The sequence below is a fragment of the Brevibacillus sp. AG162 genome (genome assembly GCF_006715575.1).
Taxonomy (GTDB): domain Bacteria; phylum Bacillota; class Bacilli; order Brevibacillales; family Brevibacillaceae; genus Brevibacillus; species Brevibacillus brevis.
Genome location: NZ_VFNO01000003.1, coordinates 287091 through 299507 on the forward strand (window position 1 = coordinate 287091; position 12417 = coordinate 299507).

Genomic DNA, 12417 nt, shown 5'->3' on the forward strand with positions numbered 1-12417 from the left:
TATATAATAGAAGAAACACAAAAAAGGAGAGAGTTGAATTGGCAAATTTCCATGACGCAGTAGCATATATCGAACCGAAATTGACAGAAAAACCTACCATTGGTCTCGTACTCGGATCAGGGCTGGGTGTTTTGGCAGATGAAATCGAAAATCCGGTGATCATACCTTATCATGAAATTCCTGGCTTCACTGTGTCCACCGTCGTCGGCCACAAAGGCCAACTCGTGATTGGCAAGCTGCAAGGCAAGCAAGTCGTTGCGATGCAAGGTCGTTTCCACTTTTATGAGGGACATGGTTTGGATGCCGTTGTTTTCCCAATCCGTGTCATGAAGCTCCTCGGCGTAGAAACCATTATTGTAACCAATGCGGCTGGCGGAATTAACGAAGGCTACAACCCAGGCGACCTCATGCTGATTTCCGATCACATCAACATGACGTTCCGCAATCCATTGATCGGTGCAAACGATGAACAATTGGGAGCGCGTTTCCCGGATATGTCTGAGGCTTACTCCAAACAGCTCCGCAAGCTGGCCCATGAAGTTGCGTCCGAGCAAGGAATCCAGCTTCGTGAAGGTGTATACGCAGGTCTGTTAGGTCCTACCTACGAAACTCCTGCAGAAATCCGTATGCTTCGTCTGCTGGGTGGGGATGCTGTAGGGATGTCAACTGTACCAGAAGTAATCGTGGCACGACACATGGGTGTGAAGGTGCTTGGTATTTCGTGCATTAGCAACATGGCAGCAGGCATTTTGGAACAGCCTCTGTCCCATGATGAAGTTATGGAAACAACAGAAAAGGTAAAATCGCAATTCCTGGCTCTGGTCAACGGTATCGTAGCCAAAATGTAAGTAACGGATTCGGAGGGATTAACAATGCGTATGGTCGATATGATCGCCAAAAAACGTGATGGCGGAGAACTGACAACAGAAGAGATTCAATTTCTGGTGACAGGCTATACAGATGGAAGTATTCCTGACTACCAAATGTCCGCATGGGCAATGGCAGTCTTTTTCCGTGGCATGACTGCGAGAGAGACGGGAGATCTTACCTTGGCAATGGCAGGGTCAGGCGAACAGCTTGACCTGTCTTCCCTGCAAGGAATTAAGGTAGACAAGCACAGTACAGGCGGAGTAGGAGACAAGACTACTCTTGTTGTTGCGCCATTGGTAGCAGCAGCAGGTATTCCGGTGGCAAAAATGTCTGGGAGAGGCCTTGGATACTCAGGAGGCACCATTGACAAGCTGGAGTCCTTCGCAGGTTTCGAAGTAGAACGTACACGCGAGCAATTTTTGCAGCAGGTGCGTGATATTGGCGTGTCCGTAATCGGACAGTCTGGTAACCTGACACCTGCTGACAAGAAGCTGTATGCACTTCGTGACGTGACAGCTACTGTAGAGGCTGTCCCGTTGATTGCAAGCTCCATTATGTCCAAGAAGATTGCCGCTGGAGCGGATGCCATCCTGCTTGACGTAAAAGTAGGGAAGGGCGCTTTCATGAAAAGCATTGAAGAGGCCGAAACATTAGCAAATGCAATGGTTGCAATCGGTAGCCAAGTAGGACGTAAAACGGTGGCGGTCATCAGTGATATGAACCAGCCGCTTGGCTTTGCTGTGGGCAATGCACTGGAAGTGAAAGAAGCGGTAGAGACACTTGCAGGTAAAGGTCCTCGCGATTTGACCGAGCTGGTATTGGCTATTGGCTCCCGCATGCTTGTTATGGGTGGGCTTGAAACTGATGTGGAAGAAGGACGTAAGAAGCTCGAAGATTTGATGGCTTCCGGAAAAGCAGTGGATAAACTGGCGGAAATGGTAGAGGCTCAAGGCGGAAACAAGCAGGACGTCTATGATTTGTCTCGTCTGCCCCAAGCAAAGATCATTCATACCGTTACGGCCGAGCAGGACGGCTATGTAAGCGCGATTGATGCGGAAGCGATCGGTCATGCCTCTGTTGTCTTGGGTGCTGGCAGATTGACAAAAGAAATGCCAATTGACTTGGCAGTAGGTCTTGTTCTGCACAAAAAACGCGGGGATCAGGTGAAGGCTGGAGAAGTTTTGGTCACCATCCATGCCAACGAAGACCATCTTCTGCTAAATGCGTTGAAAGAAATGGAAGGCGCCTTCCGAATTTCGACGGCAATCGACGGAGATCAACCGTTGATTTATAAAATTATCGAAGCATAGAATGTCCGGATATTAGTTGATTAATCAAATAAAACAAGGCGTGCACAGCACATGAGCACGCCTTGTTTTATGAGTAAAAATACAGTTTTTCGAAAAAATATTGTTGATTAAATCTAGTTTTTCATATTCAATAGTAAGATAAAAGTCGTTTTTTATTATATAAAATATATTTTACTGTTAGGATTGACTTTATAAAGTTTTATAATTCTACTTGTCAAATTTCGTTGACACCGCTATCATTTCAGATTACTTTTATTGTATTAGACTGTTTGTAAAAGATTATTGCGAAATTCGTAAAAAAATGATGGAGGTTCCCAGAAAATCGTATTTATGAAAAAGCTGGACCATGTCGACAGACAGATTCTGCAAATCCTCCATGAAGATGGGCGTATCCCCTATACAGAAATCGCCCATCAACTAGGCGTGAGCGAAGGAACGATTCGATCGCGCATCACTCGTCTTTTACAAGATGGAGTTTTCCAATTCGTGATTCAACCCGATCCAGAGAAATTAGGCTTACATGTGCAGGCTATCATCGGGTTAACCACAAAGCTAGGTTTGCAGAAAGAAGTGGCAGAAAAATTAAGCAAATTTTCTGCAGTACGCTTTGTAGGCGCTTATAGCGGTAAGCACGACTTGATTATCCAAGCGTGTTTCCATAGTAATGATGAGCTGATCACCTTTGTTAACGAACGACTCTCTCAAATTGAAGGAATTGCAGCTGCAGACGTTTCACTGGAACTGAAGCAGTACAAAGACACCTTCTCTTTCGTTCAAGACGACGAGGTGACCCTGCAATGAAAGGGGTTGATGCCTTCCAGCCGAAGTCAAGCAGCTTCGTGTAGTTTTCATTTTTTTTCGTCCTTTATTTTCAGAAAAAAGACAAAAAAGAAAAACGTACTGGGGGTTATTGCGTTGAAAAAGAATGTGTTTGCACTTGTGAGCTCGATTGCTGTATTAGGAACCGCCCTGGCAGGGTGCGGTGGAGGTCAACCAGCTGCCGCTCCACCGGCAGGAGGAACTGCAACTCCAGCACCTTCACAGCCTGCAACACCAGCTGCTGAGAAGAAGCCACAAGTTTTAAAGATGAACCTGCACTCAGAGCCGCCTACAACTGATCCAGGGCTCGCAGAGGACACGACTTCAGGCGCGATTATCTTGGCAACCTTTGATGGCTTGACGCGCATTGGTACCGACGATAAGCCGCATGAAGCTGCCGCTGAGAGCTACACTGTCTCTGATGATAAGCTCACTTACACATTTAAAATCAGAGAAGCGAAATGGAGCAATGGTGACCCTGTAACAGCACATGACTTTGAGTATGCTTGGAAGCGTGCTCTCGATCCCAAAACAGCCTCCAACTACGCATATCAACTGTACTATGTGAAGAATGGCGAAAAAGCAAATAAGGGCGAAGCAAAGCTTGATGAAGTAGGTGTGAAGGCACTTGACGATAAGACGCTGGAAGTTAAGTTGGAGAATCCGACTCCATACTTCCTGGAATTGCTCGCATTCCGTACCTACTTCCCAGTTAACAAAAAAGTAATTGATGCAAATCCGAAGTGGGCAGGCGAAGCAAGTTCGCACGTCGGTAACGGACCTTTCAAAATCGAATCTTGGGAGCACAAGAGCAAGATGGTGCTCGTGAAGAACGAAAATTACTGGGATAAAGACAATGTAAAGCTCGACAAAATCGAATTCTCCATGGTAGAAGACGAAAATACAGAGCTCTCCATGTTCGAAAATGGCGAAATCGACTGGGCTGGCGCACCTATGAGTGCTTTGCCAACAGATGCGATTCCAGCATTGAAAGAGCAAGGCAAGATTCAAACCAATCCAATCGCTGGTACGTACTGGTACAAGTTCAATACCGAAAAGCCGCCATTTAATAATATTAAAGTGAGAAAAGCATTTGCCTACTCGATCGATCGCCAAGGCTTGATCGACAACATTCTCCAAACGGGTCAAATCCCGGCAACAGGCGCTGTTCCTCCATCCATGGTGCTGAATCCAAATGGCTATTTCAAAGACAAGGATATAGAAAATGCGAAAAAGCTTTTGGAAGAGGGACTGAAAGAGATTGGCATGAGCAAGCTGCCACCGATTACCTTGTCCTACAATACATCTGAGGCTCACAAGAAGATTGCTGAGGCCATCCAAGACCAATGGAAGAAAAATCTCGGCGTAGATGTGAAACTCGAGAACAAAGAATGGAAAGTATACCTCGAAGATATGCATGAGGGTAACTTCCAGATTGGACGGATGGGCTGGCTGGGTGACTTCAATGACCCAATCAACTTCCTGGAGCTCTACAAGGATAAAATGGGTGGAAACAACGATACGCGTTGGGAAAATGCAAAATATAAAGAGTTGTTGAACCAATCCGCTCAGGAATCAGACCTCGAGAAACGTAAGAAAATTTTGGCAGATGCAGAACAAATCCTGATGGATGAAATGCCAATCATGCCAATTTACTTCTACACGCAATCTTGGGTACAGAAGCCAGAAGTGAAAGGCGTTCACCAAACTGGCCTGGGTGACGTGGATTGGAAAGGCGCATACATCGAGTAATTTCATAACGAAGGAAACGGGATTTGCGGCAGAGGGTATATGGTTGCGCATATACCCTCTGCTATGCAAGCCCTTCCCATAAATATCAGCTGGCATCATTTCCAGCAAAAAGAAAATAGAGAGAGAAGCTTTATTGCAAGAGATCTAAGGGTTATTTACACAGCCGATTTTTACACTGTGTCGGCAGCGTTCCGCAGTGTAAACATGGGACGTGAAAGCAATCAAAAATCTACCAAGGGGGTAAGTTAGTTGATCCGTTATCTCGGTAAGCGCATCATTTTTATGCTCATCTCGCTCTTCTTAATTGTAACGGCCACCTTCTTCATCATGAAAGCAGTACCAGGTGGTCCATTTACATCCGAGAAGCAGGTCCCGCCGGAAATTAAGGCAGCACTAGAGGCAAAGTACAAGCTGAACCTGCCGTTGCACGAACAATACTTTGAATATTTGAAAGGTGTAGTAACGTGGGAACTCGGTCCATCGTTTACGGAGAAATCTTCAACTGTTAACGACATGATTAATCGTGGTTTCCCAGTTTCTGCTCACTTGGGAGCACAAGCTTTATTGCTCGCTATCTTTGGTGGAATTACGTTAGGGGTTATCGCAGCACTAAACCATAATAAATGGCAAGACTATTCTGCAATGGTCATCGCCGTTTTGGGATTATCGGTACCAAGCTTTATTTTGGCGTCCTTTTACCAATACATTTTCGCTATTAATTTGGGCTGGTTTCCAATCGCGAAATGGGAAGGATTCGAATACACCATCCTTCCATCATTGGCACTCGCCGCATCACCGATGGCATTTATCGCGCGTTTGACGCGTTCCAATATGATTGAAGTTATGGGTCAAGATTACATCAAAACAGCAAAAGCAAAAGGGTTGCACACTTTTACCATTACTGTAAAACACGCTATCCGTAATGCGCTCTTGCCAGTTGTTACTTACCTGGGTCCACTGATTGCCGGTATTTTGACAGGTGCATTCGTTATTGAACGTATTTTCGGTGTTCCTGGTCTTGGTCGCGAATTCGTTTTGTCCATTACAAACCGCGACTATACGGTAATCATGGGTACGACCGTGTTCTACTCCATTATCCTGGTTGTGATGATTCTGATTGTTGACATCGCATACACCTTGGTAGACCCACGGATCAAACTTTCGGACGCAGGAAAGGAGTAATGACACGTGCAAAACTTGACTAAAGAACATTTTGAGCCAATTTCCGTTGACCTTCGTCAAGCTGAAGCAATTAAGCGCCCAAGTCTCTCTTTTTGGTCTGACGTTTGGCGTCGTTTGAGAATGAATAAAATCGCAATGATTTCGATGATCTTCATTGCTGCCTTGATTGTATGTGCCATTGTGGTTCCATGGCTAACTCCACAAGATTATTTTACGACGGATCTGGCTGGCAAGAACAAAAAGCCGTCTGCTGAACACTGGTTTGGCACAGATGATCTAGGTCGTGACGTATTTGAGCGTATTTGGTACGGTGCACGTATCTCTCTGCAAGTAGGTCTTGCAGCAGCGTTCATTGACCTGATCATTGGTGTGATCTGGGGCGGTATCGCAGGTTTCTATGGCGGTAGAGTAGATGAAATGATGATGCGTTTCGCAGATATCTTGTTTGCGATTCCTTACCTGCTGGTTGTTATTTTGTTGATGGTTGTTTTAGAGCCTGGTGTTGGAACGATTATTCTTGCCTTGACGATAACGGGATGGATCGGTATGGCCCGGATTGTGCGTGGTCAGATCCTTCAATTGAAAAACCAAGAGTTTGTACTGGCAGCGCGCTCCCTTGGTGCTGACGCCAACCGTCTGATCTTCAAACACTTGATTCCTAATGCTTTGGGTCCAATCATCGTAACGTTGAGCTTGACTGTACCTTCCGCGATTTTCGCAGAATCTTTCTTGTCTTTTATCGGGTTAGGGGTTTCGGCACCGATTGCATCGTGGGGAACGATGTCTAACGAGGGATTGCCGGCCATGAAGTACTATCCATGGCGTTTGACATTCCCGGCAATCTTTATTTCCGTGACCATCTTGGCATTTAACTTGTTCGGTGACGGTCTGCGCGATGCAGTAGACCCACGCCTGCGTAAATAGGAGGGATCGTCGTTATGGAACGCATTCTTGATGTAAAAGACCTGCATGTATCCTTCCATACGTATGCAGGTGAAGTAAAAGCAGTCCGCGGTGTGAATTTTCACGTCAACCGTGGAGAGGCTGTAGCGATTGTAGGGGAGTCCGGTTGCGGTAAATCCGTAACCGCTCAAACCCTCATGAAGCTGATTCCTATGCCTCCGGGTGAAATCAAGAAGGGGCAAATCCTCTTCAATGGCGAGGATATCGTCAAGAAGTCGAAAAAAGAGATGGAATCAATCCGCGGTAAAGATATCGGGATGATCTTCCAAGATCCAATGACTTCCTTGAACCCTACAATGACCATCGGTAGCCAAATTACCGAGGGCTTGATCAAACACCAAAACATGTCGAAAGCTGCAGCGCGTGATCGTGCTATTGAGCTGTTGACCATGGTTGGTATTCCGCAACCTGAGAAACGTGTGGAGCAATATCCACACGAGTTCTCTGGCGGTATGCGTCAACGTGCAATGATCGCCATCTCTCTCGCCTGTTCGCCGAAGCTGTTGATCGCGGATGAACCGACGACAGCTTTGGACGTAACGATTCAGGCGCAAATTTTGGACCTGATGAAAGAATTGCAAAAGAAAACAGGCACTTCCATTATCTTGATCACGCATGACCTTGGTGTTGTTGCTGAGATGTGTGACCGCGTAATCGTTATGTACGCAGGAAAAGTGATCGAGACAGGAACAGTTGACGATATTTTCTACAATCCGCAACACCCTTACACCAAAGGCTTGCTTCGTTCGGTACCACGCCTTGACTTGAACCGTGACGAGCCACTGACACCGATTTTTGGTACACCGCCAGACCTTCTTCGTCCGCCAGTTGGCTGTGGATTCACTGCGCGTTGCGAATCTGCGATGCGTGTGTGCCAAGAGATCGATCCTGAGCTGAACGACATCAGCACGACTCAGCGAGCAGCTTGTTGGCTTCAGCATCCGCTTGCTCAGAACCGTGCGTAGAAGGAGGGATATCAGTGGATAAACGTGAAAATCTAATTGAAGTACGTAATCTGAAAAAGTTCTTTTCGATTGGCGATAATACTCTGAAAGCTGTGAATGATATCTCGTTTGAGATCAAACGCGGAGAAACATTGGGCGTAGTAGGAGAGTCAGGCTGTGGAAAGTCCACTGCAGGTCGCACCATCTTGAGACTGTATGATGCGACTGAAGGGGACGTCCTGTTTGAAGGAAAGAGCATTATGAATTTGAACCAACAGGAAATGAAGGCGATGCGCCGCAACATGCAAATGATTTTCCAAGACCCTTACGCATCCTTGAATCCGCGTATGACAGTCGGGGATATCATTGGCGAGGCGCTGGATATTCATGGCCTGGCGACTGGTCAGAAGCGCAAAGAGCGCATCCAGGAGCTTCTTTCCTTGGTGAGCTTGAATCCTGAGCATATGAACCGCTTCCCGCACGAGTTTTCAGGCGGTCAGCGCCAACGTATCGGAATTGCCCGTGCATTGGCAGTAGAGCCAAAATTCATCGTGTGTGACGAGCCGATCTCTGCTTTGGACGTATCCGTACAAGCACAGGTTGTAAACTTGCTCGAACAGCTGCAAGAAAAAATGGGCTTGACCTACATGTTCATTGCCCATGACTTGTCCATGGTAAAATACATTTCCGACCGTGTAGCGGTTATGTACCTGGGTAAAATGGTTGAGCTGGCAGAAAGTGATGCTTTGTATGAAAAGCCGCTCCATCCGTATACGCAAGCGCTGTTGTCTGCGATTCCGATTCCAGACCCAGAAGTTGAGCGTAATCGTGAGCGCATTGTATTGCAAGGCGATGTACCTAGCCCAATGAACCCACCAAGCGGTTGCCATTTCCGTACCCGTTGCCCGAAAGCAATGCCGGAGTGCGCTGCATCCGTACCTGTATGGAAAGAAGTAGAGCCAGGACATTTCGCAGCTTGTCATTTGTATAACTAAATCAACTACAAATAACGAGTTCCGAGGCTACTCGTGCAGCCCGGAACTCGTTTCCCGTCATAAGGGAGGTTTTACCTCTGAAAAAAATGGGTATATGTACCCAGAGGCACATTTTTCAGGGGTATTTTTTCGGAGTTCTTGCACTGGAAAATTGTAGCAGTGATAAAGGGGGCAAGCAGCATGAGTAAATTTTTGTCGCCACGATGGAAAAAGAAGGAGGGAATTTCGAATCTGATAAAAAAAGTAAACCTGACTAGCCAAGTAGCAACGGAAAAGCTAAAAGGATCTCTTGCTACAAAAATGATTGTGTTTGGTCTAATTCTTGTACTTATTATTATCGGTTCTTTGCAATACATAGCCCTTTCCTTCTCGAAATCAACGCTGTTTAGCATTACCTCTAACCAGGCGAAAATGCTGGCTGACCAGCATGCGAATAGCATGGAAGATGACATAAAAGCGATTGTAAACTCCACCAAATCGGCGGCAACCAAGCGTGTGATGATGACAGAGCTGCAGCCGCTTATCATGGAGCAGTTTACTCTATTGCGCCAGGCGCATAAAGAAGTATCCAGAATCTATTTGATTGACACGGCTACCGGGAAATCGCTGTATTCCTTGACCGGGACAAATGAGATTGACTTCAAGCAAAAGCAATACTTCCAAAGAGCACTAACCACGAAATCCTTGGTCATTTCTGATGAAGAAATCGTTGAAGGCAGCAACAAGAGTTTTCTTTATATTGCGACACCCGTAGGCGAAAAAGCCGATGATACGAGCCGATTGTTCGTTGTTGGCTTTACGATTGACCAAATGATTCAAAAGATTCCTGAGATCTCTTTCATGGAGAATGGCTACGCATTTGTTGTTCGACAAGATGGTTTGGTTGTGGCCCATCAAAATCCGAATAACAACAACAAGCTCGTGCTGGCAGGTGACAAAGATTATGAAGAGATGCTATCCCTGATGCAGCATGAGACAAGTAACAGTTTACTGTACTCGGATCATGGAATTGATTCGTTTGCAGCGTTCGCACCGATCCCGATGTTGAAATGGAATGTGGTTTTGTCCACGGGAACCGACGAGGTGTATGGTGAAGTGGACGGAATGTGGCTGTATTTCGTGCTCTTCAGCTTGCCGATCATCGGACTCTCGGTTTGGGCGATCTGGTGGTTTGCGAAGCGGATTCGACTGTCCCTGTTCGCGATAGCCCGGGATATGGATCAAATCGGCGCCGGACATTTTAATATCAACGTAAAGGTAAACGGCAATGACGAGCTGGCTATGGTTGGCCGCAAAATGAATGAGATGGCGGCTGAACTCCGCAAGCTGATTGCCCTTGTACAGGGACAAGCTACACAGCTGAACGTAGCGACAGATGAGCTGACGCTGTTTGCGCAAGAGAACAAAGGAGCCATTAACGTCATTACGGATAATATTTCAACCATCGCCCAACGCGTTTCTACGCAGACGAATGAAGTGCAAGCGACGGCCAATACCGTCTCGGAAATATCGGAAGGCGTTGAACAGGTGGCTGTAGCTGCCGAATCTACATCGGTTGCCACAACTCGTACGTTTGAGAGAGCGCAAGGCGGAATGGAGTTAGTGGAGAACGTAATCAATACGGTAAGACGCGCGACTAATGAGGTAGAACGTACTGCTGGGCAAATGCACAGTCTTCGTGAGCGGGCTCGTGAAATTACAAGTATCGTCGAAATGATTACGAGTATTGCATCGCAAACGAATTTGTTGGCGTTGAATGCAGCCATTGAGGCAGCCCGTGCTGGAGATGCTGGACGAGGCTTCTCGGTTGTAGCCAGTGAGGTTCGCAAGCTCGCAGAGGAAAGCAGCTCCTTCTCTGAGCGTATCGCTGCCATTGCCCATTCGATCAATGATGAGGCAATGGATATGAGCAAGCATATGGACGAGATCGTTACAATGGTGAGTGGAGGCTTACAGTCTGTAGAGTCTGTAGGTTCTGCTTTCCAAAATATCGTGGCAGAGATTCAATCGGCTGCAGAGCAAAGCGAATCGATGACGGCGACCTCGGAAGAGATGGCGGCGGGTAATCAGGTTGTGACGAACTCCATGCAGCGACTTGCCACTATGTCGGATGAAATTAGTGAATCCATCTCAGGTGTGGTTGAGACAGTGGATGAACAATTGAATTCGATTGCACGCATTAATGAAAACGTGGAGCAATTGAAAAAAATGGCGGACGAGCTAACGCAAAATGTGAGCCGTTTCGTCATTTAAGAAAGTGTCCCTTCTGCTGGTAGCGGAAGGGATTTTTTCGTGATACCGGATGTGCTTTTGAGAAGATAATCTTGCTGTTTTTGTGTGAATATTTTCCTTTCGTGATGGTGAGAATAAAACCATGAATGGAGGGAAGAGACTGCTATGAAACGGAATGGATACCTCGCTCTATGCTTCGTTATGTGCTTTACCATCTTTTCTCCGATGGCGATTGCCAAAGAAAAGGCTGGACAGCAAAAGGGTGACAATCATTTTGCCCCACAAGCGTCATCCGCAGTGATGATCGAAGCGGATACGGGATCAGTCTTGTATGAAAAGAACGCCAATGAAAAAATGCCACCCGCCAGTATCACCAAAGTAATGACCATGCTTTTGATCATGGAAGCGGTGGAGCGGGGAGAGCTTAAGCTTACCGATAAGGTTCGAACGAGTGAAAGAGCAGCATCGATGGGCGGGTCGCAAATTTTTCTACAGCCCGGTGAAGAGATGACGGTAGAGGACATGTTGAAAGGGATTGCGATTGCTTCTGGGAATGATGCCTCAGTTGCGATGGCTGAGCACTTGGCTGGGACAGAAGAGAGTTTTGTTGCGCGAATGAATGAACGCGCACAACAGCTCGGCATGAAAAATACGCATTTTGTCAACTCGAATGGACTTCCTGCCGAGAATCACTACTCTTCCGCAGCCGACATTGCGATCATGTCACGTGAGCTCTTAAAGCATGAAGGCATCACCAAGTTTACCGGTACGTATCAAGACTATTTGCGAAAAGATACAGAGAGCCCCTTCTGGCTTGTGAATACGAACAAGCTGGTGCGTTTTTATGAAGGGGTGGACGGTTTGAAAACAGGGTACACAGGGGAAGCGAAATACTGTTTAACAGCGACTGCCAAACGCAACAACATGCGTGTCATTGCAGTCGTCATGGGTGAGCCTGATGTAAAAACGCGCAATAATGAAGTATCAACTATGTTCAATTACGCATTTACACACTTTCAGGTGATGCCGATGTACAAAAAGGGAGAACCTGTACGCACACTCGTTGTGGATAAAGGTCAGAAACCGCAAATCAACGCGGTGACACCACATGCAGTTAGTTTGTTGATGAAAAAAGGAGAATCGGTCGATACCTTCCAGAAGGAAATTGTCATCAATGAGGCGGTTCAAGCACCTATAGCAAAGGACCAAATAATCGGCCACATTTTCATCCGCACGAAAGATGGCAAAGAAGTAAATCGAATCGATCTGTTCCCGGAAGATCAGGTAGATAAAGCCAACATGTGGGAGATTCTCAAGCGAACCACCAAGAGCGTTTTGATTAGCTACTGA

General features: G+C 46.5%; 10 protein-coding genes. All 10 read left to right on the forward strand.

The annotated features are described in order from the left end of the window. Positions 1-38 precede the first annotated feature (38 nt). The 10 genes from FB479_RS11295 (at position 39) to FB479_RS11340 (ending at position 12417) form a co-directional block, all read left to right on the forward strand. Positions 39-848 (forward strand): purine-nucleoside phosphorylase, encoded by an 810-nt coding sequence (locus FB479_RS11295; protein ID WP_056492641.1) that lies wholly within the window; start codon positions 39-41, stop codon positions 846-848. 24 nt (positions 849-872) lie between these two features. Beyond that, complete coding sequence (locus tag FB479_RS11300) at positions 873-2180, forward strand: pyrimidine-nucleoside phosphorylase (RefSeq protein WP_142065127.1); 1308 nt, start codon at positions 873-875, stop codon at positions 2178-2180. 330 nt (positions 2181-2510) lie between these two features. Next, positions 2511-2981, forward strand: coding sequence for an Lrp/AsnC family transcriptional regulator (locus FB479_RS11305; RefSeq protein WP_012686077.1), 471 nt, complete (start codon positions 2511-2513; stop codon positions 2979-2981). Positions 2982-3095: 114 nt separating this feature from the next. Beyond that, positions 3096-4751 (forward strand): peptide ABC transporter substrate-binding protein, encoded by a 1656-nt coding sequence (locus FB479_RS11310; protein WP_106653153.1) that lies wholly within the window; start codon positions 3096-3098, stop codon positions 4749-4751. 249 nt (positions 4752-5000) lie between these two features. Then, positions 5001-5933, forward strand: a complete 933-nt coding sequence (locus FB479_RS11315) for an ABC transporter permease (RefSeq protein WP_115984424.1) — start codon at positions 5001-5003, stop codon at positions 5931-5933. Positions 5934-5939: 6 nt separating this feature from the next. Then, the gene (locus FB479_RS11320) at positions 5940-6857 is read left to right on the forward strand and encodes an ABC transporter permease (protein ID WP_142065130.1); all 918 of its coding nucleotides are present in this window, start codon (positions 5940-5942) and stop codon (positions 6855-6857) included. A 14-nt stretch (positions 6858-6871) separates the two neighbouring features. Continuing rightward, positions 6872-7861 carry an ABC transporter ATP-binding protein gene (locus FB479_RS11325; protein WP_106652965.1) on the forward strand — a complete coding sequence of 330 codons (990 nt, stop codon included), beginning with the start codon at positions 6872-6874 and terminating at the stop codon, positions 7859-7861. Between the two features lie 14 nt (positions 7862-7875). After that, complete coding sequence (locus FB479_RS11330; RefSeq protein ID WP_106652966.1) at positions 7876-8835, forward strand: ABC transporter ATP-binding protein; 960 nt, start codon at positions 7876-7878, stop codon at positions 8833-8835. Between the two features lie 180 nt (positions 8836-9015). Next, on the forward strand, positions 9016-11088 hold the full coding sequence (locus FB479_RS11335; RefSeq protein WP_106652967.1) for a methyl-accepting chemotaxis protein: 2073 nt from the start codon (positions 9016-9018) through the stop codon (positions 11086-11088). A gap of 144 nt (positions 11089-11232) precedes the next feature. Continuing rightward, a complete protein-coding gene (locus FB479_RS11340; RefSeq protein WP_142065133.1) occupies positions 11233-12417 on the forward strand; it encodes a D-alanyl-D-alanine carboxypeptidase family protein in 1185 nt (394 codons plus the stop codon).